The 22,025-nt window shown below is 70.6% G+C and carries 16 protein-coding genes and 5 pseudogenes; 12 read left to right on the plus strand and 9 right to left on the minus strand.

The features are described 5' to 3' along the window. Positions 1 to 8 precede the first annotated feature (8 nt). The gene (locus ACGFT1_RS31290; protein ID WP_373912347.1) at positions 9 to 2,684 is read right to left on the minus strand and encodes a glycosyl hydrolase; all 2,676 of its coding nucleotides are present in this window, start codon (positions 2,682 to 2,684) and stop codon (positions 9 to 11) included. Positions 2,685 to 3,040: 356 nt separating this feature from the next. Between ACGFT1_RS31290 and ACGFT1_RS31295 the strand changes: the two are divergent. The 3 genes and pseudogenes from ACGFT1_RS31295 to ACGFT1_RS31305 all read left to right on the plus strand — a co-directional run bounded on the left by ACGFT1_RS31295 (position 3,041) and on the right by ACGFT1_RS31305 (position 4,793). Then, positions 3,041 to 3,910: pseudogene (locus tag ACGFT1_RS31295) on the plus strand (IS5 family transposase). 151 nt (positions 3,911 to 4,061) lie between these two features. Continuing rightward, positions 4,062 to 4,412: a hypothetical protein gene (locus ACGFT1_RS31300; protein ID WP_393734350.1), complete on the plus strand. Its 351-nt coding sequence runs from the start codon at positions 4,062 to 4,064 to the stop codon at positions 4,410 to 4,412. Positions 4,413 to 4,493: 81 nt separating this feature from the next. Beyond that, the gene (locus ACGFT1_RS31305) at positions 4,494 to 4,793 is read left to right on the plus strand and encodes a hypothetical protein (RefSeq protein ID WP_373912349.1); all 300 of its coding nucleotides are present in this window, start codon (positions 4,494 to 4,496) and stop codon (positions 4,791 to 4,793) included. Between the two features lie 352 nt (positions 4,794 to 5,145). On the opposite strand, the pseudogene ACGFT1_RS31310 reads toward ACGFT1_RS31305, so the two are convergent. After that, positions 5,146 to 5,799: pseudogene (locus tag ACGFT1_RS31310) on the minus strand (transposase); the annotation flags it as partial. A gap of 27 nt (positions 5,800 to 5,826) precedes the next feature. Beyond that, entirely contained in the window at positions 5,827 to 5,979 is a 153-nt protein-coding gene (locus tag ACGFT1_RS31315; RefSeq protein WP_373912350.1) for a hypothetical protein, read from the minus strand. 186 nt (positions 5,980 to 6,165) lie between these two features. Between ACGFT1_RS31315 and ACGFT1_RS31320 the strand changes: the two genes are divergently transcribed. Beyond that, a complete protein-coding gene (locus ACGFT1_RS31320; protein ID WP_373912351.1) occupies positions 6,166 to 6,669 on the plus strand; it encodes a hypothetical protein in 504 nt (167 codons plus the stop codon). A 596-nt stretch (positions 6,670 to 7,265) separates the two neighbouring features. Here ACGFT1_RS31320 and ACGFT1_RS31325 read toward each other — a convergent pair. Continuing rightward, a complete protein-coding gene (locus ACGFT1_RS31325; RefSeq protein ID WP_373912352.1) occupies positions 7,266 to 8,612 on the minus strand; it encodes an endo-1,4-beta-xylanase in 1,347 nt (448 codons plus the stop codon). Positions 8,613 to 8,865: 253 nt separating this feature from the next. Between ACGFT1_RS31325 and ACGFT1_RS31330 the strand changes: the two genes are divergently transcribed. Both ACGFT1_RS31330 and ACGFT1_RS31335 read left to right on the plus strand, forming a co-directional pair. Then, positions 8,866 to 10,173 (plus strand): PHB depolymerase family esterase, encoded by a 1,308-nt coding sequence (locus tag ACGFT1_RS31330; RefSeq protein ID WP_373912353.1) that lies wholly within the window; start codon positions 8,866 to 8,868, stop codon positions 10,171 to 10,173. Between the two features lie 49 nt (positions 10,174 to 10,222). Then, positions 10,223 to 10,446: pseudogene (locus ACGFT1_RS31335) on the plus strand (IS481 family transposase); the annotation flags it as partial. 170 nt (positions 10,447 to 10,616) lie between these two features. Here ACGFT1_RS31335 and ACGFT1_RS31340 read toward each other — a convergent pair. Further along, on the minus strand, positions 10,617 to 11,468 hold the full coding sequence (locus ACGFT1_RS31340; protein WP_373912354.1) for an alpha/beta fold hydrolase: 852 nt from the start codon (positions 11,466 to 11,468) through the stop codon (positions 10,617 to 10,619). Positions 11,469 to 11,571: 103 nt separating this feature from the next. Between ACGFT1_RS31340 and ACGFT1_RS31345 the strand changes: the two genes are divergently transcribed. From ACGFT1_RS31345 to ACGFT1_RS31365, 5 genes and pseudogenes are all read left to right on the plus strand, one after another. Continuing rightward, positions 11,572 to 11,985: a winged helix-turn-helix transcriptional regulator gene (locus ACGFT1_RS31345; RefSeq protein ID WP_373912355.1), complete on the plus strand. Its 414-nt coding sequence runs from the start codon at positions 11,572 to 11,574 to the stop codon at positions 11,983 to 11,985. 211 nt (positions 11,986 to 12,196) lie between these two features. Continuing rightward, a pseudogene (locus tag ACGFT1_RS31350) lies at positions 12,197 to 12,578 on the plus strand (leucine zipper domain-containing protein); the annotation flags it as partial. Between the two features lie 182 nt (positions 12,579 to 12,760). After that, the gene (locus ACGFT1_RS31355) at positions 12,761 to 13,987 is read left to right on the plus strand and encodes a hypothetical protein (RefSeq protein ID WP_373912356.1); all 1,227 of its coding nucleotides are present in this window, start codon (positions 12,761 to 12,763) and stop codon (positions 13,985 to 13,987) included. A gap of 1,010 nt (positions 13,988 to 14,997) precedes the next feature. After that, complete coding sequence (locus ACGFT1_RS31360; protein ID WP_373912357.1) at positions 14,998 to 15,852, plus strand: SDR family oxidoreductase; 855 nt, start codon at positions 14,998 to 15,000, stop codon at positions 15,850 to 15,852. 61 nt (positions 15,853 to 15,913) lie between these two features. Further along, positions 15,914 to 16,177 (plus strand): annotated as a pseudogene (locus tag ACGFT1_RS31365) (ANTAR domain-containing protein); the annotation flags it as partial. A 212-nt stretch (positions 16,178 to 16,389) separates the two neighbouring features. Here ACGFT1_RS31365 and ACGFT1_RS31370 read toward each other — a convergent pair. Both ACGFT1_RS31370 and ACGFT1_RS31375 read right to left on the minus strand, forming a co-directional pair. Then, positions 16,390 to 17,226 (minus strand): SDR family oxidoreductase, encoded by an 837-nt coding sequence (locus tag ACGFT1_RS31370; protein WP_373912358.1) that lies wholly within the window; start codon positions 17,224 to 17,226, stop codon positions 16,390 to 16,392. Between the two features lie 301 nt (positions 17,227 to 17,527). Then, positions 17,528 to 18,949 (minus strand): PLP-dependent aminotransferase family protein, encoded by a 1,422-nt coding sequence (locus ACGFT1_RS31375; RefSeq protein WP_373912359.1) that lies wholly within the window; start codon positions 18,947 to 18,949, stop codon positions 17,528 to 17,530. Between the two features lie 47 nt (positions 18,950 to 18,996). Here ACGFT1_RS31375 and ACGFT1_RS31380 point away from each other — a divergent pair, with 47 nt between their 5' ends. Then, positions 18,997 to 20,208 carry an MFS transporter gene (locus ACGFT1_RS31380; RefSeq protein ID WP_373912360.1) on the plus strand — a complete coding sequence of 404 codons (1,212 nt, stop codon included), beginning with the start codon at positions 18,997 to 18,999 and terminating at the stop codon, positions 20,206 to 20,208. A 417-nt stretch (positions 20,209 to 20,625) separates the two neighbouring features. Here ACGFT1_RS31380 and ACGFT1_RS31385 read toward each other — a convergent pair whose 3' ends face one another. Next, on the minus strand, positions 20,626 to 21,207 hold the full coding sequence (locus ACGFT1_RS31385) for a GNAT family N-acetyltransferase (RefSeq protein ID WP_373912361.1): 582 nt from the start codon (positions 21,205 to 21,207) through the stop codon (positions 20,626 to 20,628). A gap of 341 nt (positions 21,208 to 21,548) precedes the next feature. Continuing rightward, positions 21,549 to 21,794 carry a hypothetical protein gene (locus tag ACGFT1_RS31390; protein WP_373912362.1) on the minus strand — a complete coding sequence of 82 codons (246 nt, stop codon included), beginning with the start codon at positions 21,792 to 21,794 and terminating at the stop codon, positions 21,549 to 21,551. Positions 21,795 to 22,025: the final 231 nt, after the last annotated feature.

Below are 22,025 nucleotides of genomic sequence, written 5' to 3' on the forward strand. Positions count from 1 at the left end.
CGTCCTGGTCAGTCGTTACGGCCCTTGAGGCGCCGTACGCCGAAGGACCACAGGCCGCGTCCATGGGTGGCGGCGTACAGCTTGCCGTCGGGGCCCAGGCGCAGCTGCATCACGGCCGTGGTGGGCAGGCTGTGGCCGAGGACCCTCCACTTCGTGGCGCCGGCCGGTCGGTAGAAGGTGGCCAGGTCGGTCCCGAGGGCCAGGCCCCCGTTGGGGAGGAGCTTGACCGTGTCGGCGGGGACGTCGGGCAGGTTCGCCGAGATGTCCGTCCAGCTCGTGCCGCCGTTCTTCGATTCGAAGATGTGCCCGACTCCCGCGCCGGGGCCTTCGGTGAACCGGCGGGAGAAGCCGTTGACGGCCACGTACACGTGCTGGGCGTTGGCCGGGTCGATCTCGAAACCGGATATGTAGCGATTGGGGATGGTGCCGTCGACAGGGAGGTTGAGCTGGTGCCAGCCGGTGCCGTCGGCGTTGCCGACCGCGATGCCCCGGGTGAAGCCCTGGTTGTTGCAGGGCCCGCACCAGCCGACGTACACCGTGCCGCCCGAGGACGCCACGGCGGTGGCCACGTGGCCGTCGCCGAGGTCGTAGGCGTTCGCCCACTCCTTCCCGGAGCGGATCGCGAAACCCTTGGTCTGCACCCACACGTGCCGGCCGCCCGCGACCCAGGTGTTGGTGTCCTTGGCGTCGGCGGTGATCGGGGCGATGAAGCGGGCCCCTGCGCCGCCGAGGTCCTTGTCCGGCGGGGCGACCTCGTACTCGGTGGCCTTGGACGGGTCCGTCGACCATGAACCGTCGTTGACACCGCAGTTCTGAGTGACCCACATGTCGAGGTAGACGTACTCCTCGGCGATGTTGCAGCCGTTGGCGGGGTCAGTGATGGTGTCGCCGCCGTCACCGCCGAAGTTGGAGCCCATGACCTTGTCGTGGCCGCGCAGGATCGACTGGCCGTTGTCCTGCAGGCCGCCGGTCACCGAGACCCCACCGTTGGTGAGGTCCTTGCCGACGCCCACGGAGTAGTACTGCAAGGTGTCGAGGGTGCCGTCGCTCAGGGACTGCCAGTCCTTGGCGTGGCCGCCGGAGTCGACCGCTCCGTTGAGCGGGCGGCGGTAGATGCCCCCGTCGTTGCCGACGTAGGCCCACGTCCTGCCCTTGGAGCTGCCGATGGCGACCGCGTGCTGGTCGGAGTGCGTGGTGGGCGAGCAGTCGCCGGTCTGCTGGGACGGGTCGATGCTCCAGCAAGGGAAGGGGAAGTTCCAATACGGGCCCGGCACGGTCCAGCTCTGGCCGCCGTTCTTGGTCTCGAACACCTCCTCCAGGCCGAGGTAGAGGTGGTCGGCGTTGGCCGGGTCGACCTGGAGGAACTGGTTGTACCAGGACTGGATGCCGGGCTGGTATCCCGCGCCCTGCAGAGCCGATCCGGATGCTTTCAGCTTGGTGTAGTCCGCTATCAGGGTCCACGGTCCGAACGGTGAACCGTTCTTCGACACGTAGACGCCCTTGAGGCCGCTGTCCGGGTTGGCGGCCGTTTGCGCCGGCGACTGGTCGATGGCGTACAGGCGCGAGCCGTCTGCCGCGGCGGCGAACGTCATGTTGCCGACGTCGTCGCTGCCGGTGGGCAGGTCACCGAGGCCGCTGACCGGCTTCCAGCTGTCGTCGTCCTGCTTGGCGTACAGCCCGTTGTAGGTGTCGCCGCCGCGCCAGCCGACCGCGAGAAGAACCTTGTTCGGGTCCTTGGGGTCGACGGCGATGTCGTTGGCGATGTTCTTGTACGGCGCGCTCGGGTCGTCCGCCTTCGGACCGCCCGGCAGATAGTCCGGGTTGGGGGCGAACTCGTGCTTCCATGGCCCGGAGAGGGTCGTTGTGGAGTGGGACCATACGCCGGTGCTGGTCGCCGCCCAGACCTTGGTGCCGGCGAAGCGCAGGGCGTGGATGACGGTGGATTCCAGTTCGGCGCCGCCCACCCGGTCGCCGGGCTGGAACTGCCCGTGGCGCGGGTCTTCGAGGACGTAGACGCCCGTGCCCACGAAGGACGTTGCCCCGGTGTTGGACTCGCCGGTGGCGTACCAGAGCCGTTTCTTGCCGTCGAGGGCGAGGGTGCCCGTTGACAGGGAGGGCAGCTTGTCGGCGATCGGCTTCCAGTGCCCGCCGCCGGTCGTGGACCGGAAGACGCCGCCGTTGGCGCCGCCCGCGTACACATCGCCCTGAGCGTCGGCGGCGATGCCGGTGATCCTTCCGGTCACCTTGCCCGCGCCGCCGCTGGAGTTGGAGTTCACATCGCGGTAACGGGGATCGTCCGAGTTGTACGCCTTCTTGGTGACGTGGTCCCAGCTGCCGCTGGTGTGCTTCATCGACTGCAGCTGCTGCCAGGCCGCCCCGTAGGCGCCGGGCGCGACCACACCAGGGGCGGTGCGCGCCTCGGTGAACTGGGCAGTCGCCTCAGCGGAGTTCTCCGCCTCGTCGGCGCCACCGTCGTCGCCCTCGGTCGCGACGAAGGCGGACATGCCGTGGCCGGCGTGCACCGTCTTGATGTGCTGGCGGCCGATGGCGGCCTGGTGGCGCGCGTTCCACGGCCGGGGTCTGGTGTCCGTCGATGCAGCGAACGACTGGGTACTGACCAGCCCGAACGCGGCGGCCACGACGGTGCAGGTGATGAACCGCCGCTGATGCCGTTGGGGCAACATGCCCCCTCCTCCCTGCGCCGGGCATCTGAGGGTGTCCCGACACAGAGAGGAATCTTGGCGTGCCCACAACAGTCACCAAAGGGCTCACAGGGAAAAATGGCGGGGTGTTTACCATCTGGCCCACATGAACCCGAACGTCCCTCTAGACACGGCTATTTGGCGCCGTAGATGGTGACGTCGGCCGCATGCGCCGCGCGCTGGGCCGACCAGGCCGACACGTCGGCTGGGGTGACGGGTGGGGCGGGTGCTGCTTGTTCCTGTCTCATCCCAGCTATGCCCGGTTTTCGTGGCTATGTGCTTCCGTCGTCACTGCTGTGCGCCTGGGCGCACTGGGTCAGCGGCGCTACGCCGGAAGCATGCCGACGCGACGCCCGTACCCGAGTGATCTGTCCGATGCCCGCTGTGAGTTGGTCGAGCCGGTGCTCTCTGCCTGGCCCTTCGAGCGCCGCGGCAGGGCCCTGGACTTCGGCCGGCCGCCCCAGCATGACCTGCGCGACATCATGGACGCGATCTTGTATGTGGACCGAACCGGGGTCCAGTGGCGCTATCTCCCGCACGACTTTTCCGCACTGGAACACCGTCTACGGCTACTTCACGAAGTGGCAGAAGGAAGGCGTGTTCGTCCAGCTCAACGGCCTGCTCAGGCAGCTGTTGCGGCAGAAGGGAGGACGGGACGCCGAGCCGTCGGCTTGCGTGATCGACGCCCAGAGCGTCAAGACCTCGACCAGCGTTCACGCCTGCAGCCAGGGCATCTACGCAGGCAAGAAGACCGTAGGCAGGAAGCGGGACATCGTCACCGACACGATCGGACTCCTGCTGGCGGTGCTGGTCACAGCGGCCAGCGTGCAGGACTCCGTGGCCGGCACCCAGCTGCTGGACCGGGTCGCCACCGACCACCCTGGCATCCGCAAGGTCTGGGTCGACGGCGGCTACCGCCAGCACCTCGTCGAATACGCGGCAACCCTCGGCATCGACATGGAAGTCACCACCCGCATCCCCGGAACCAGGGGGTTCGCCCCCATACCGAAACGGTGGGCGGTCGAGCGGACCTACGGCTGGCTCATGCTCCACCGCCGCCTCGCCCGCGACTACGAGACCCTTCCGCCCGCTCCGAAGCCGTGATCCACATCGCCATGACCGACCTCATGGCCCGCCGCCTCACCAGCGAGAACACCATCTCCTGGCGTGACCCGACACCGCGGGACAGACAGCAGATTCCGGGCTGAAACACCGGGAGAAAACGACCTCTAACTGAACACCAGACTGCGTCTGACCGCAGCTCCTGTCGTCGCCACTACCACTATCGACCTCGCCAGCACGGGCGTCTAAGCCGCCACCCAGCATGAGGCGGTCAGCCGTACCACCGCTGCCACCCAGGTGATCACGGCCGACAGCCACGCCGAGGCCCGTGCGATCGCCCAGAGTCTGACCAGCAACGGTGGCGCCACCAGCGGCGCGGACGATCGCTCGCCTGTGGTGGCGAAGGGCATCAACGTCGGTAAGTTCATCTCCCTCATCAAGAAGTCGAAGCCGGCTTGGCAGTGGCTCGCCAAGAACGCGAAGAAGGCCTACCAGCTCGGTAAGACCAAGGGCGTTCGGTACATCCGCCACGAGATCGACAACATGAAGTGGTACCGCCCCATCAAGTGGGCACTGAAGGCGAGCGGGTTCTACGCCTCGGCCGAGACGATCTGGTCCGTCGTTACCTGGGTGTACCACCACGTGTAGGCCGAACGATGCGATGATCTGACAGCCCCCACTGGGAAGCCGCAGTGGGGGCCGTTGCAATACGCGCTGATGCGAGGGGACATGAGTATGCAGAGCACGACGAAGGCAGAGCGGCGCGACAATGTCTGGTGGGCAGCTCCTGTCGTCATCGCCCTGCTGGCCGGAAGCATCGCCTTCCTTGTGCGAACCGACACCGGGGAGTCGGCGGCATGGTACGTGTATATCGCCAGCTACGCCGCGATGATGCCGGTGGTATTACGTGCTGTGATCAGGGGCCTGGGCAAGCAACTCGTCCGCATTCCCGGCCTGCTCATCGCGCTGGTCATCATGGGTGTCTACCTCTTCGTTTTCCACCGCGACGCTTCGCCCCTCGGCAGCTGAAGCCTCTTGGGGCCGTCCGAGTGACACGGGCTGCGGGAGCGTCCGATCGCCTACCGTCCTACTGCCTGCGACTGGAAGATGCGGCTGGTGGATGTGCATGCAGTAAACGACAGAACTCCCGCTCGCTGTCGGGGTCACGCCCGTGTGGGTGCCGGGCGAGGATCAACGCGTCCAGCCGCTCCGCGATCAAGCGCGCCCTTCGGGTGTGTTTTCACCTATGTGCGTGACTCACCACTACCTAAGCGAAACGTCCATCCCGTTTGGCGTTCCATCATTTCCGCACTTGCATCGTCCAGCTAAGCGCTGTCCCGTACTTGATCACGGTCGTGCCAACTGACTTGCCTGCTCTGACTTAGCCAGCGAGGGCGAGGTTGTGGAGGCGGGCGATGCCGAGCATGGCGTGGTGGACGCCGTCGCCTTTCAATCGGCAGTCGCGGAGGATCTTCCGGCTCTTCATCCAGGCGAAGGCGTGCTCGACACGGGCCCTGACCTTGCGGTGCGAGGCGTTACGTTCCTCTTTCCAGGTCGGGAGTTCGGCCTGGCCGGGTTCTCGCCGGTGAGGGATGATCAGGCCAGTGCCTCGGTAGCCGCCGTCAGCGATCACGGTGGTCCGGCCGATGGCGTCATTCGCTCCGGATAGCTCCCATGCCCCTCAGTCGTTGCGGTTCCCCGGGACCGGCCGGCCGACGGCGACGACCAGGCGGGTGTCGGCGTCCATGATGACCTGGTGGTTGGTGGAGTACCTGTAGTTCTTCGACTGCTCGGCGATCGTGTGGTCACGGGTGGGGACCAGGGTGCCGTCGACGATCAGCACGGTGTCCTTCAGGAATCGCTTGCGAGGCTGCAGGGCGAGCGGTGGGCCGAGGTGGGCGATGATCCGGTCCGCGGCGGACTTGGAGACCTCGAGCAACGGGGCGAGTTGCCGCAGGGTGAGGTTCGTTCGCCAGTACGCGGCCACCAGCAAGACTCTGTCCTCCAGTGGCAGGCTCCAGGGCCGACCTCTGCGCCACTGCTCCAGGCCGACCATCCGGCGTCACTGCACTTCTTCCGCGTCCGCCAGAGCCGCCCGCACCCGTTCCAGCTCGTCTTCGAGTTGCCTCACCTGCGCGGCTGCGGCCTTCTGCCGTGCTTCCAGAACCGCCCGCATCGACGGCATCCGCCACCCCCACGACTTCTCGACCGGCAACAAGCCGAGACTCCCGCGGCGACAACTGCTTCAAGCCTGACCAGCAAGGACGTCACACGAGGTTCGGAAAGAGAACGGCCTCTGAGAAGTTGGGCCAAAACGCGCCCTTGTAGCAAAGATGACGGCCATGGAAGATTGCCACCGGCTGTCACGAGGCGGCCTATTCCGGGGAAAAAGGGGGATCCTGTGACGAAGATCAGTCGGATAGCACGCGCCGCCGTGGTGGGGGCATTGGCGCTGGGCGGCGTCGTGGCAGGCACGAGCAACTCTTCGGCGGCGACCAGTAACTGGGGCTGCCGCTCGGACAGAGCCGGCAGCTTCGCCGACGAGGGCCACGGTATCCACCTCGACTCCTGCATCGAGGACCAGTGGGGCAACAACGGGAGTGGCTTCTACGCCCGCATCGCTGTCACGCTCGACCGTGGCAGCGGCCCGGATCACCCGGCAGTCTTCCCGTGCGCACAGTTGTGGAAGTCGGACGGTTTTGGTGGCTGGTCCTATGTGCACGACTACGGCTGCATGGGGTGGTACGGGCCCGGCACCAACGACGCCATCTGGATCAGCGACAACGGTCAGAACTACAACCCTGGCGGCGGCGCGTACGTGGTGCGGGTCGGTTTCTGGGCCACCATCAACGGCCGATACGGCTATTACGGCGATGTGGAGTCGCCGGTCGCCTCGGTTTGGTGACTGCGGGCGGCTTGTAGCGGGACAGACGAGGGCCCCTGGACCTCGGCCTGCCGGGGCCCTCGTACGTCACAGTGATCGCAAGGCGTGGAGCTACTGCGCAGCATGATGATGTCCAGGGCGGACGAGATCGCACCTCGGGTCGCGCCTTGGCGCGCGGTCGCCGGCGTGGACCACGGCCCGCCGGTGATCGAGCGGCCGGTGCACGCTTTGTCCTCCAACGGCGTCGGCTGCCGGCCTGACCCCCAAGGCCTCCGGTGGCACCGGCGTCCAAGCCGTCCACCCCAGCCAGCACCAGCCCCATGCCCTGCCCTGCGACCACCGCTCACCCTGCCCGCCGCATATGGCAGGCGGACGTTCTCAGCGCCATCCGGCGTCATCACCTGTGCACCCCGGTGACGTCGAGGCCGCGCTGACCGAGTACGAGCAGGCCATGTTCCCCCGCAGCAGCCGAGCCGCGGTGGAAGGCGACCGGATCAACGCGTTCCCCGCGGGTGGCCGCCCCCTGACCGGCCGCCCGTTGGCCCGCGTCCTGGCCGGGCGCCCGGGGCCCCGGGGGGCCCCGGGGGCCCGGCGGTCGGTCGGACGGGGTCCGATGGTCAGGACGCCGTGCAGGTCCCGAGTGCCGGAGCGGCCGAGTTGCCGTTCTTCATGACGGTGAAGCCGAAATCGGTCGAAGCGCCCGCCGCGAGGCTGCCGTTGTAGGTCGAGTGGACCGTCGCGGTGCTGCCGTTCCAGGTCGGGCTGCCGTTCCAGAGCGCGGACACCTGCTGCCCGGAGGGGAAGGTCAGGGTCACTGTCCAGCTCGTGATCGGTGCGGAGCCGGCCGTCACCGTGACCTGGCCGTTGTAGCCGTCGTTCCAGTCGGCGGTCCGAGCGTAGGTGATGGTGCACGCCGCACTGGGGTCACCGCCGTCGTTGCCCCCGGTACCGCCGAGCGTGCTCAGGACGGCGTCGTACGCGGGTTTCTTGCTGTAGTTGGAGTCGAAGAGCAGCGGGGTGCCGCTGCTGCGCCAGGAGTACTTGTCGGTGATGCCCCAGACGGTCATGCCGGTGCAGCGGGTGACGGCGAGGCAGGCTTTGACGACGTTGGCATAGTTGTCGGCCTGCGCGGTGCCGGAGCCCTCGATGTCCAGCTCGGTGATCTGCACGTCGACGCCGAGGTCGGCGAAGCGCTGGAGGTTGGCCTGGTAGTCGGAGGGGACCGGGGAGGCGCTGTTGAAGTGGGATTGGAAGCCCACGCAGTCGATCGGCACGCCTCGCGACTTGAAGTCCTTGACCATGTTGTAGACGGCGTTGCTCTTCGCGTTGACGCCGTCGGTGTTGTAGTCGTTGTAGCAGAGCTTGGCGTCGGGATCGACGGACCGGGCGGTTCGGAACGCCTCCTCGATGTAGCCGTTGCCCAGCTTGTCCTGGAAGGGCGAGCTGCGGCGGGCGCCGCTGGAGCCGTCCTGGAAGGCCTCGTTGACCACGTCCCAGGCGTAGATCCTGCCCTTGTAGTGCTGCATGACCTGGGTGATGTGGTTGTTCATCGCCGTGCGGAGGTCGGCGGCGCCCAGGTTTCCGACCCAGCCCGGGAGCTGGGAGTGCCAGACCAGGGTGTGCCCGCGGACCTTCATGCCCTTGCTCTGCGCGTGGCTGACGATCTGGTCGGCGGCACCGAAGGTGAAGGTGTTCCGGGTGGGCTCGGTGGCGTCCCACTTCATCTCGTTCTCCGGCGTCACCGCGTTGAACTCTCGGTCGAGCGTGCCGGCGTAGGCGGACTCGCCGAGGTGGCCGGCCGCCACGGCGGTGCCGAAGTAGCGGCCCTTCGCGGCCGCGGCCGAACCGAGGGTGCCGTCGGCGGCGGCGGCACTGTGCGACAGGGCCGTGGCCGTCGTCGCGGCGAGCAGCACGGACGTGAGCACCCCAGCCGCCCGCCTGTGTAGTGATTTAGACATGAGCATGCCAGCTCCATTTCTCCGAAACTTTCGCTTCAGTTCCCGAATGCGACGCGCAGATTACGAACCAGGGGAGCAGCGGTCAACGGTGCACGCATCACTTCGAGCAGTCGGCCGGAATTTGATTCTGCGCAACGGTTCGCGGCGATTGGGCGCAACCGGGAGTGGTTGACGCGACCCGTCGGCACCCTTAACGTGACGCAGCGCGCTCCGAAAGGTGGCCGAATGTTTCGAAAACCTCAAGGCGAAGGTGGCTGACATGATCCGAAGAAGGCCGAGGCTACGGCCCCTGCTGACCGTCCTGCTCGCCGGCTTGGTGTCGCTGCTGGCCGCGCTCACCCTGTCCGCACCGGTCGCCCACGCGGCCTCCCTGACGGAGGTCACCGGGTTCGGTGCCAACCCGAGCAACCTGCGCATGTACGTCTACCGCCCGGACAGCGCGCCGGCCCGTCCCGCGGTCCTGGTGGCCGTGCACTACTGCACCGGCTCCGGTCCGGCCTTCTACTCCGGCACCGAATTCGCCTCGCTGGCCGACCGGTACGGCTTCCTCGTGGTCTACCCGTCCGTGACCCGCAGCGGCGGCTGCTTCGACGTGTCCTCGCCGCAGGCGCTCAAGCGCGGCGGCGGCAGCGACCCGGTCGGCATCATGTCGATGGTCACCTACGCCGAGCAGCACTACGGCGCCGACCCGGACCGCGTCTACGTAGCCGGCGCCTCGTCGGGCGCGATGATGACCAACGTCCTGCTCGGCGACTACCCCGACGTGTTCAAGGCCGGAGCGGCCTTCATGGGCGTACCCTTCGGCTGCTTCGCCACGACCGACGGTTCCGGCTGGAACACCGCGTGCGCCAACGGAAGCGTGACGAAGACGCCGCGGCAGTGGGGCGACCTGGCCCGCGGCGCCTACCCGGGGTACACCGGGCCCCGGCCCCGGATGCAGCTGTGGCACGGCACCGAGGACACCACGCTGCGCTACCCGAACTTCGGCGAAGAGATCAAGCAGTGGACCGACGTCCTAGGCGTGAGCCAGACGCCCGCGTTCACCGACCACCCGCAGTCCACCTGGACCCGCACCCGCTACGGCGGCACCGGCACCCAGGCACCGGTCGAGGCCATCAGCCTCCAGGGCGTCGGACACGCCCTGCCGCTCACGGGCATGGCCGCCCGCGCCATCTCCTTCTTCGGACTGGACTCCGCGACCACCCAGCCGCCCACCGACCCGCCGACCGGCCCGCCCACCACACCGGCCGGCGCCTGCCGGGTGACCTACACGACCAGCACCTGGAACACCGGGCTGACGGCCGCGGTCACCGTGACCAACACCGGCACCGCGCCGGTCGACGGCTGGGCGCTGACGTTCGCCCTCCCGGCCGGGCAGACCATCACCTCCGGCTGGAACGCCCGGTTCTCACCCTCCAGCGGCACCGTCACCGCGCGGAACGCCGATTACAACGCCACCCTGGCCCCCGGCGCCTCGACCACCCTCGGCTTCCAGGCCACCCACACCGGTGACACCTCCGCCCCGGCGGCCTTCAGCCTCAACGGAGCGGCCTGCGCGACCACGTAGACCTGACCGTCATTCTGAATGGGGGCCCACCGGCTGTGCCATCAGCCACTACGAACACGAGCGGCCGGGCGAGCCGGTCCACGTGGACGTCAAGGAACTCGGCCGTATCCCCGGCGGCGGAGGCCGGCGCGTCCACGGCCGTGCCGCCTGCCGCGACCGCCGCCGCACACCGGCTTCGACTGCCTCCATCCCGCGGTCGACGACCACAGCCGCCGGGCCTACAGCGAGGTCCATCGGGACGAGAAGGCCACCATCTGCGCGGACTTCTGGGCCTGTCTGCGGCCCTGCGCCAGGAACGCACCGCCGCCCTGGCGGACTTCCTGCACACCTACAACCACCACCGCTGCCACACCGCACTCGGCGGCGAGCCACCGACCAGCCGGGTGAACGACCCTGCGGGCCGACACAACCAGGGCGTGGATCGAATGTCAGCCCCGTCCCGGTCACGCTGCTTGCGCGTCCTCACCGGCCAGGAACGGATGCAGCAGCGTGAGCAGGGCGTGCGGCCGGTGCAGCGGGATGATGTGGCCGCAGTCTTCGATGACGTGTCCGGTGAGATGGTCGGTGACCGGGCGGAGTTGGCGTTCCAGCGCAGCACCGACGGGCCGGGCGCCCAACGCCATCGTCGGCACCGTCAGGCGGGCCTTGGTGACCGCCTGCTCGATCTGTACCGCGCTCTCGGGCAGGGCCCGGTAGTACGAGAACGCGCAGCTCAACGCCTGGCGTCCGGTGTACGCGCGGACGAACGCGTCCCGGAGGGCGGGGCGCACACCGTCGCCGAGCGTGCCGGCGCTCAGGAACCAGTCGACGTAGGCGGCCTCGTGGCCTTCCAACACGGTCTCGGCAAGGCTGGGCGCGGCGGAGTGGAAGCCGAACCACCACGGCGGCCCGTCGGTGAGGAAGTCCTCGGCGCCAGGCAGCCTGCCCAGAAGGGACTCCATGACGACCAGGCGCCGGACGAGACCAGGGCGGCGCAGGGCGAGGAGGAAGGCCGGCGCGGTGCCCGCGTCGATGCCCACCACCGCGGCCGAGGACACGCCGACCGTGGTGAGAAGCGCCGCGGCGTCCTCGGCCAGGGTGCCCGCGTCGTACCCGGAGGCGACCCGACTGCTCGCGCCGAACCCGCGCAGGTCCGGCGCGATGACGCGGTAGCGGCCGGACAGATCGGCCATGACGTCCGTCCACAACTCCCACGTGTGCGGGAAGCCGTGCAACAGCAGGACGGCAGGGCCCGATCCGGAGAGTGCGACGTTCAGTTCGACACCGTTGGCGAGGACACGTCGCAGCTCGGGCATGGAGGGACTCCAGGTGCTGGGTGAGATGTGGTGACGAGGTCACCTTAGGGAACTACCATGGCCTGCCCAAGACGGCACTTTCCCTTCAGGTGGTGAGCCCCAGGTGACCACGTCGAGGCCCGGCGGACGCGAGCAGCGACCCGGTGAGCGCGGGGACCTCCTGGATCCGCGCTGCCCGACCCGCCGATTGCTCGACCGTATCGGCACCAAGTGGACATCGATGGCGGTCAAGGTGCTGGCCGAGGAGGCTCCGGGTGAGCTCCGCTTCGCGGAACTGCGGCGCCGTATCCCGGGCATTTCGCAGAAGATGCTGTCCGTCACCCTGCACAGCCTGGTCCGCGATGGTCTGGTCGCGCGCCGCGTGGAACCCACCGCGCCGCCCGCCGTCCATTACCGGCTCACCGAGCTCGGCCTGTCCCTCGAAGGACCGCTTTCCGCCCTACGGGTCTGGGCCGAGACGCACATGCCGGAGATCGACCGCAGCAACCAGCTCGCCGACGAGTCACCCCCCGATTAGCCGTGGAGCGATTGCGCCGGTCACAGCCACTCGTTGACGGCTGCGACGGTAGTCAATCGGATGGCGTCCCTTCGCTACCCTGCGGTGACGACGATCGACATGGGGTTTGGCTGTATTGGTCACGCGCGTTGTCGAAAGCCGTGGGGCTTGGCCATGGCGAAGACCTCCGGTGTGGTGGAGCTGTCCAGGACCGCACCGCACGGAGGTCTTCGTGGCCCACCGTAAGGCCCGGCTGACCGTTCACGTCAGGCGGCTGCCGGCCGCGCGTGTCCGTTCCGGCCGCCCCGTCGCGCGTGTCGCCGCCGAGACGGGCATCTCCCTGGCCACGGCCCACAAGTGGCTGCGCCGCTGGTGAGCGGAGGGCTGGGCCGGCCTGCACGACCGGTCCAGCCGGCCCCCACAGGACGCCGCACCGCACGGCGGCAGCGGTGGCGGTCCGCATCTGCCGCCTGCGGCAGGAGCGCAGGCTCGGACCGGCCCGCATCGGACCGATCCTGGGCCTGCCCGCCTCCACCGTCCACCGGGTCCTGGCCCGCCACGGTCCGCCAAGGGGGCGTCGGCCTCGGGCTCCTGGTCCTCGTCGAGCGCGGCGGCCGCCTTCTTCGTGCCGATGGGCAACCGTTCGCGATCGGCAGGAGTCTAGCGAGCGGGGACTGTCCCCTGGGACACCGTCCGTCCACTCGTGCCCCCAGCAAAGGATTTCGCCGTGCCGACCCCCTCACCAGCCCGTCGCGCCCTGCGGACCTCTGTCGCCGCCCTCGGCACAGCAGGTCTTATGGCGCTGGCCACCACACCTGCGGCCTACGGCGAAGAGAACACCCCCGAACTGGTCGTCGGGGGCATCTCGCCCGTCAGCGGGCTGAGACCGGGAGACGGCTTCGACGTTGCGGCCACCGTGACGAACAAGGGCACGGTGACAGCCGAGAAGGTGTGGGTCGCCTATTCCGTCACCCGAGGGCTCGACTTCGCCCAGGTGCCCTCCAACTGCCAGCTGCAGCACGTGCGGCCCTACGATGAGATGCCCGAGCGGTGGACTGCGGTGTGCGCGTTCGACCAGGCGGTGAAAGCCGGCGCCGCCTACACGACCGACAGGCCCCTACGCGTCACGGCTCTTGACCGGGCGCTCAACGAAGAACTGCGCCTGCGTGTCGAGAGTACCGATCCGGGAGCAGATGACAACGGCAGCGACCCGGTGGCCGGAACCGCACCGCCTGTGCGGCTCGTCGAGGCGGAAGCCGGCGGCACAGGGTCGGCGCGCATCGTCGACGTGCCCGTCACCACCGTGAACACGGCCGACTACCAGGTCACGGGTGCCGCACTCAAAGGGAGCGTCGGAGACACGGTCACGATGAAGGTGAAGTTCACCAACGCCGGCCCCGCCTGGGTATGGCCCAGGGAAGGGGACAAGGCCGTCCACGTGGTGATCATTCCTCCCACCGGAACGTCGGTCGTCAAGCGCGGCACCTTCTGCCGACCCGAGCATGGAGCGTACGTCTGCGGCATGCGGTCGCTCTACGAAGGCAGCGGGGAGACCTACACCTTCGACCTGCGCATCGACAAGCGGGTGCTCGGCGCCAAGGGGTCCATAGCCCTGACCACCGAAGCCCGGCCGTTCGATCCCGACAAGGCCAACGACCAGGCCGACATCACCCTGGACGTCGCGGGCGATGGCTCCTCCGGCTCGGCAGGCGGCTCGGACGTGTCGGGTGGCTCCGACGGGACAGTGGGCGGCTCGACCAGCGGCACGGACGGATCGACAGGCGGTTCGAACGGCTCGACGGGCGGATCGACCAACGGCTCGAACGGTTCGACGGGCACCACGACCAACGGCTCGGGCGGCGGATCGTCCTCCACGGTCACCGGCGGGACGACGAGCGGTGGCGACCTCGCGGAGACCGGCTCCTCGACGCTGCCAGCCGCCGGCGTAGCTGCCGGGGCGGTGGCGATGGGAGCCGGCGTGCTCCTCGTCCAGCGCCGTCGCCGCGCCCATCGGCCCGACTGACCTTGTGCCGCGGTAGCAGGGTGATCACGTTCCGACGACACGTGGTGAAGGCGGCCAAGCCGGGCCGGCCGGTCCTCGGCCCGCTTCGCGTCGGGCGACGTGCCCGCCGAGTGGACCGGCGGGACGGCGGCTGTGGGCGCCACGGTCCCGCAGCGGTGCGTCACCTCCCGCCCGAACCGTCCGGCCGGCACCCGGAGCCTCGTCGGCTGCGCCGCGAAGGCGATGCAGCTGCCGGAGGGCAAGCAGAAGGCGGCGCGCGCGAAGCAGAGTCTTCCTCCCGATCGAGGGCGCCTCGATCGGCAAGCAGGACCACGCCGCCGCCCCCTGCGGCCGGATCGGTGAAACGGCGGCCTTCGACCGCGCGGTGAAGGTGCCCCGTGACAGCGTCGCTTCTCTCCCCCGGCGGAGCAGGCGGCTCTCGCGCCGACGAGGAGCCGGTGCCGGGCGGCGAGGTCCCCGCCGGCCACCTGGGACGGTGGTGTCAGAGGGGGCGCCCCGGCAGACGGGGGCCCGACGCGGCGGCACAGCGGCACGCAGCAGGGAGCCCGGGCAGGCCTGCCGCTCCGGAGGGCGCCAGGTCACGGTAGGCCCCGCCGTCCCGACGAGCGGGCGATGCGCTCAGGCCCCCGCAGGTCGCACTCCCCTCGCCGGGAGCCGCAGCGCACCGGCTGCCACGGCTGCTCAATGCCCAGCACGTGCGGACCCTGGTGCAGGGGCCACGCCGCCCGGACCTGCGCGGCGGCTCCGGACCGGCGGCGGGCACGTGACGGGCCACGGAGTGGTCCGCCGTGCGTCCGCGACCTGGCAGGTTCCGCACCCCGTGGCCGAGATCGAACTGTTCGTGCGCCCGGACGTTGCGCCGACGCGCCGCCGCGTGCCCCTGCGCACGGGATGGCCGCGTGGCCGAGATCCCGCCACCATGAACTGCTCCCGCAGCGGCCGGCCGGTTGTCGCGGGCGTCACCGCGGGCAACGCCGTCTTGACGGAACGACATCACCACGGGGGGGACGATGGGGAGACGCTGGCTCGTCACAGGATGCTCCTCCGGCCTCGGACGCGCGCTGGCCACGGCTGCGGCGCAGGCCGGCCATCGGGTGGCGGTCACCGCCCGCCGTACCGCCGACCTGGCGGAACTGGTGGCCGTCCGGCCCGATCACCTCATCCCAGTCCCCCTCGAACTGCGGGACGCCGCGTCCTGCGAGGAGGCCGTGGGAACCGCGGTCGACCGACTGGGCGGCATCGACGTCCTCGTGAACAACGCTGCCGCCGGACTGTTCGGCGCCGTCGAGGAGGTGTCCGACGCCGAGGTGCGCGACCAGCTGGAGACCCTCCTCGTCGGCCCCTGGCGGCTGATCCGCCTCGTCCTGCCCCTGATGCGGGCCCAGGGGCACGGCCACATCGTCAACGTCTCCTCGGTCGTGGGCAGGACGGCCTTCCCGGGCCTCGCGGCGTACACCGCCGGCAAACACGCCCTCGAAGGCATGAGCCAGACCCTGGCCATGGAGGCCGCCGCGCACCACGTCCGCGTCACCGTGCTGGAACCAGGTATGTTCGCCACCCGGTACGGCAGCTCATTGACCGAGGCACGCCGCCGCGTCCCCGCCTACGACGGCACGAACCGCGAGATGCTCCAGGGCACCCGGGGCCTGGCCGACTCCCCCGATGCCGGCCGGCCGGAAGACTTCGCTGACGTGGTCCTCGACCTGGTCGCCACCGAGGGCCCCCTGCCGTTGCGGATCCCCGTCGGCGAAGACGCCTACGACTGTCTGGACCGGCACGGGGAGGCGGCGAGCGCGGACCACACCGCGGCCCGCGCACTGTGGAAGGGGCTGCCGTCCGGACGTGGTCGCCGTGAGCGGGGCTGACGGGGACGGAGCGGCACCGCCGACCGGGGTGACGACTTCTTCCGTGTCCCCGGCCGAGTGCGGATGCGCGCCCGAGATCAGTGAAGCCGCGGGGGTGGTGCTCGCCTCCCACGCCGCGGTCGCCTTCTCCGGCGCCCGCACGTACGCGCAGATGGAACAGGCCATCGCCACCCGCCACCAGATCGGCGACGCCATGGGCATCCTCATGGCCGGCCACCACCTCACCGCGGAGGAGGCGTTCGGCGTGCTGGGCAGCTACTCCCAGGAGAGCAACGTCAAGCTGCGCGAGGTCGCCCGGCGGATCTGTGAGGAGGGCGGCCTCGCCCCCCCATGCCGGCCGGGGCGCGCGCCCCCGCCGATCGGGAGGACCGTCGATCCCAACAGGTCGCGGCCCACGACGTGGCCGCCGGGCGCCCGGAGTGCGGCGCGGTGCGTCGTCTGCCCGGGGCCGCACCCGAGGTGAGGACATCGCCCGAAGGGCGGCCAGCCACTCGTGGTGGCCGGCTCACGGACCGGGTGTGAGGCGGACGCCGGACGTCACAGGAAGGCCGCGAGGTTGTTCGTGAGCCACTGCCGGAAAGAGCGCGGCCGCTCCCCGGTGAGGTTCTCCACCGTGGGCAGCGTCTCCACCTCGGCGGGCTTCGGATATCCGTTCATGGCCATGTAGTAGTCCAGCAGGTCCGGCGCCATGAAGGCGCTCATCCGTTCCCGGGCCTCGGCCTCGGAGCATTCCACGAACTCGATGGAACGACCGGTGGCCTCAGCGATGACGGCGACTTTGTCCCTGGGGCCGAGGGAGTCGACACCGGTGATGGCGAAGCTCTTCCCCTGGTGTCCGTCCTCCGTCAACCCGACCGTGGCGACGGCCGCGATGTCGTAGGGGTCGATCACCGGGATCCGCACGTCACCGAACGGGTGCACGACCTTCCCGCTGTTGAGCATGTCCTGCCAGCCCAGGACATTGGTGGTGAACTGTCCGGGGTGCACGCTGACGGTGCGCGGGTTGAGGGAGCGGAACTCCTCGACGATGCCGCGGAGATGGTTGGCGTACACGAGGTCGTCCCGTGTGAACGTGCAGAGCGACGACAGCAGCGCGATGCGGGGGGTCGCCTTCTCGGAGAGGGTCCGCGCTATCCGGCCGGCGGTCTCCACGTCGTCCAGGAAGACGGAGTTGACGAAGACTCCGTCGACGTCCGACAGCGCTTCCCTGAACGCCGATTCGTCGGTGGGGTCACCGACGAACGACTCCACACCCGCGCCGGCACCGCTCAGCGGACGGCGGCTCATGGCGCGTACCTGGTGTCCTCGGGCGGCGAGTTGCCCTGCCAGTTCGCGTCCGACACCGCCGGACGCACCGGTCACCAGAATCTTCATTTCGTTCCCGTTCCTGCCGGTAAGTGTGACTGATCAGCCTGCGCGGACGACCATACCGACGCGCGCCACGATTCCCCGGCTATGGAATGGGTCACACTTCCCCCCTGATGCCTGCCCAGCCGCGATCGGCGGGGGCGGGGCGGGTGGGAGTCGGGGTGCGCCTGGAACCGCGCGATCTGCGTGGTGCTCAGGTGGGACAGACCAGGCGCGTGTCGTGTCGCCCGCCTTGGTCAGGGTCGGCGGCGCCTGAGCTGGTTCGCCGTCCGTCCGCCCTCGGACCCGCCCGGACGGGCAGGTGCGCTCAGGCGGAGGGACGCGCCTCCCCGCGAAGCAGATCACCGATGGCCGCGATGCCCGCGGTGATGTCCCGCTCGGTGACGTCGCCGAAGCCCAGGACGAGTTGCGCGGGCGTGGCGGCGTGCGAGGCGCGCATGGCGCTCATTCCGTACAGGCCCACCGCGCGGGCGCGGGCGGCGGTGACGACGTGGCGTTCGTCGGCGCCCGCGGGCAGGTGGGCGACCGCGTGGAAGCCTGCCGCGAGGCCGGTGACCGGCAGCTCGGGGGCGTGTTCGGCGAGTGCCGCGAGCAGGGCGGTGCGGCGGGCCGCGTAGGTGGCGCGCATGCGGCGCAGGTGGCGGTCGAAGCGCCCGGACCGGATGAACCCGGCCAGGGCGTGCTGATCCAGTCCCGGCGCGCCGCGGTCACTGCGGTGCTTGTGCTCGGCCAGCGGTTCGACCAGCCCGGGCGGGCAGACCATCCATCCGATGCGCAACGCGGGGGCGAGGGACTTGCTGACGGTGCCCGGCGCGATGACCCGGTGCGGTTCGAGGCCCTGGAGCAGACCGACGGGTTCACGGTCGTAGCGGAACTCGGCGTCGTAGTCGTCCTCGAGGACGAAGGCGTCGCGGTGCCGGGCCCATTCGATCAGCGCGAGACGGCGTTCCGGGGCGAGCGCGACGCCGGTCGGCCACTGGTGGGCGGGGGTGACCAGCACGGCTCGGGCGTCGGTGGCGGCCAGCGCACGGACATCGATGCCGTGTTCGTCGACCGGCACGGGGACCGCCCGCAGACCCGCCGCGCCGGCGGCCGCGGTGACGGTCGCGGGTGAGCCGGGGTCCTCGAACGCCACGGTGCGCACACCGGCGTCCGCGAGGGTGCGCAGGGCGAGGCCGAGGCCCTGGGCGTAGCCGTTGCAGATGACGATGTGCTCGGGGTCGGCCGCGGCAGCGCGCACCCTGCGCACGTAGCCCGCCAGGACCTCGCGCAAGGCGGTGGTGCCGCGCGGGTCGCCGTAGTCGAATTCCTCGGTGGGCATCGTCGCCCCTGCCTCCCGCACGGCCCTCACCCAGTCCTGGACCGGGAAGGAGCGCAGGTCCGGCACGCCGCACCGGAAGTCCGCGACCGGACGGGCGGCGGTGGTCCGGGGCGGGGCGGGCACGGACGTCGCGGTGGTACCGGCGGCCACCCGGGTGGCCGAGCCGGGGCGGGTCACCAGGTAGCCCTCGGCGAGGAGCTGGGCGTAGCACTCCTGCACCAGGCCGCGGGACAGGCCGAGGGTGCGGGCGAGTTCCCGGGACGACGGCAGCCGTTCGCCGACCGTCACGCGGCCGGTGCGGATGGCGTCCCGCAGGGCCTGTTCCAGCTGGGTGCGCAGGGGGCGGCCGGCGGTCCGGTCGACCGCGAGCAGCAGGTCGGGCGAGGAACTGGACCACTCCAGGGGCATGGAACTGGAGCTTACCGGGGGCCGGTCGGCGATCTTAGCGTCCTGCCATGACCGATACCTTCGATCCGGCCGCTCCAGGTTCCGCGTCCCGTCCACCGCTGGTGACCCGCCCGCTGCTGCTGCGCTTCGTGTCCGTGCTGGGCGCCTCGACCAGCTTCTACCTCCTGCTGTCCGTCGTCCCCGGTTACGCCGCGAGCGGCGGCGGGGGCGGTGGGCGGGCGGGCCTGGCCACCGGCGCGTTGATGCTGGCCACGGTGGTGGGTGAGCTGGCCACTGCCGCGCTGGTCAACCGCTACGGCTACCGGGTGGTCCTGGCGGTCGGCCTGGGGCTGCTGGGTGCGCCGGCGTTGGCGCTGGCGTTCTCGCGGAACCTGTGGTGCGTCGTCGCCGTCTGCCTGCTGCGGGGTTTGGGTTTCGCGTTCACCGTGGTGGCGGGCGGCGCGCTGACGGCGTCGCTCATCCCGGCCGAACGGCGGGGTGAGGGGCTGGCGCTGGTCGGCGTCGTCGGGGGTGTGCCCTCGCTGGCGGCGCTGCCGCTGGGCGTATGGCTGGCCGCGCACGCGGGGCCGGGCGTGGTGTTCACGGCCGCCGCCGTGGCCGCGCTCGCCGCCCTCCCGTCGGTGCCCGGCCTGCCGGAGCGTCTGCGTACGTCGGGGCGGCCCGTCGGGATGGTGGAGGGGTTGCGCCGGCCCGAACTGCTGCGTCCGGCAGTGGTGTTCACGGTCACGGCGGTCGCCGCCGGTGTCGTCGTCACCTTTTTGCCGCTCGCCGTGCCCGCGCGGGACAGGGGCCTGCTCGCGGTGGCCCTGTTCGTCCAGCCCGCGGCGGCCACACTGGCCTGCTGGCTCGCCGGACGGTACGCGGACCGGCGCGGTGCCGACGCCCTGCTGCTCCCCGGTCTGCTGCTGTCGGCCGCCGGCACACCGCTGATGGCGCTGACGGGCAGTCCGGCGGCCGTCATCGTCTCGGCCGCCCTGTTCGGGCTCGGCTTCGGAATCACGCAGAACGCCACGTCGACCCTGATGTACGCGCGGGTTCCCGCCGCCGGGTACGGCACCGTCAGCGCGCTGTGGAACTGTGCCTACGACGCGGGGATGGGTGCCGGAGCCGTCGCGTTCGGCTGGCTCGCGGCCGGCACCGGTTACCCCTGGGCCTTCGCCCTGACCGCCGTCGTCATGCTGTGCGCCCTCAAGCCCGTGCTGGCGGACCGCCGTACGACGTTGCCGGCCGTGTTCGACGACCGTGCCTCCCGAGCGTGAGGTGAGTCGTCGGCCGGCCCCGGCACCCTGCGCAGTGCACCCGGGCCGGCTCCGACAGCAGTGGCCGCCACCGGGTGAACACGTCGAGCGGGTCGGTTCCGTGGCGGGCGCGTGCTTCCGGGCTGACTTCCACGATGTCCAGCTCGTGGGCGGCGGTGAGTTCGGAGAAGTCCCGGCGCGTGCGAGGCTCGGCCGCGTCCGCCTGCCGGTGAACCGGTCGACGAACGTGCCCCGACTGCCGCTGATCACCCGGGGCTCCGGCTCGCCGTGCGGGAGAGCGTGCCGTGGGGCGGCGGGAGGAAGCGCCGTGCCCGCACGCGCGACCGAGGCCACCGCCGCAGGGAGGAAGCAGACAGTGCCGGGGACGTGATCCATGCAGCGGGCACTCCGACGAGGCGGTGTCGTCCGGTGTCGCCCTCAGTGCCTTTCGCAGCGGTGCGGGGTGCTCATGAAGGCCACGCCCCGGTCCCGGACGTACTGCGCCGACGTCAACCCGTACACCCGTACCCGCCGGCCGAAGGCCGGGTGGACGGTCTCCCGTACCGGGCGCATCCCCAGTTTGGTCATGATCCGCTCGGAGGCGTCGTTGCCCACTTGAGCGATACTGAGGATCCGCTCCAGCCGTCGTTCCTCGAACGCGAACCGTACGGCGGCCACGGCGGCCTCGGTGGCCAGGCCCCGGCCCCAGTGGGAGCGTCCCAGCCGCCAGCCGACCTCGACCGCCGGCAGTACCTGCGGCAGGTAGTGGGGCACCGAGAGGCCGGTGAACCCGGCCAGTTCACCGGTGGACCGGATCTCCACGGCGAACAGGCCGAAGCCCTGTGCCTCCCACTCGCTCTCCCACGCCCGGATGCCCCGGCGGGTCTCCTGTTCGTCCCGGACGCTGCCGTCACGGATCCACCGCATGACCGCGGGGTCGGCGTTGACGGCGGCCATGGGCGCCACGTCCTCCTCGCGCCAGCGACGCAGGATCAGACGGGGGGTGTCGAGTGTCACCATCCGACTATCTTGAACCACGAAGCGGTGATCGCGAAGGGCCGTCGCCGTACCGTCGTGGCCCGTCACCGCGACACCCCGCGGCCGCCGGGGTCGCGGCGACGGGTTCGCGCATAGTGGCCAACCGCCGGGCGCCGCCGGTCCCGAGCCCCGCCCCGCGGGAGCGCGCCTGCGTGCGCCCGGGGAGGAGCTCGTCCTCGGCCGGCCGGCGGGAGCCCGCGGCGACGTGCTGCCAGGCGGGCCGATCCGCGGTGCCGGGCCCGGCCCGTGCTGCCGGACCCGCGGCGGTGGGCGGCGGGTCGGCTCGGCCTCCTGCTCACCGCCCTCTTCGGGCGGTGGCCGTCTCACTCCGCGCCGTAGTACAGCCGGAGGAACTCCTCCATCGCCGCGTCGACACCGGCACGGTCACCCGTGGCCAGCAGGTCCAGCAAAAGACCGCGCACGGTGGCGACGCCCAGCCTGGCGCGGACGCGGGCCACGGCGGGGTCCTCCCCCGCGGCCACCTCGGCGGCCGCGAGCGGATCGAGCCAGTCGTCCAGGAACCCCTCGAGGAACGGGGCGGTTCCGGGCCGGCCGCGCAGCCTGCGCACGGCCGGACCGCGCAGCGCCGAAAGAGAGGAAGAAGTCAGGCCTCCCCGCACACCCCTGTCCTGCCCGTGCATGCCGGAGCGGGAAGCGCCCTCTCCCGGCCCGGCCGCGCCGGTCGCAGCGGCCCCATGAGCCGTGCGCAGGCCCGCTCCAGCATCCGGCGGTCCACCACCGCCCGGCTCTCGCCTTAGGTCTCGGCGGTCAGGTGCGAGGTGAGCTTCGCCCAGGTCCGG

Origin of the sequence: Streptomyces sp. Y20, from assembly GCF_043195475.1 — a bacterium.
In the GTDB taxonomy this organism is placed as follows: Bacteria; Actinomycetota; Actinomycetes; order Streptomycetales; family Streptomycetaceae; genus Streptomyces.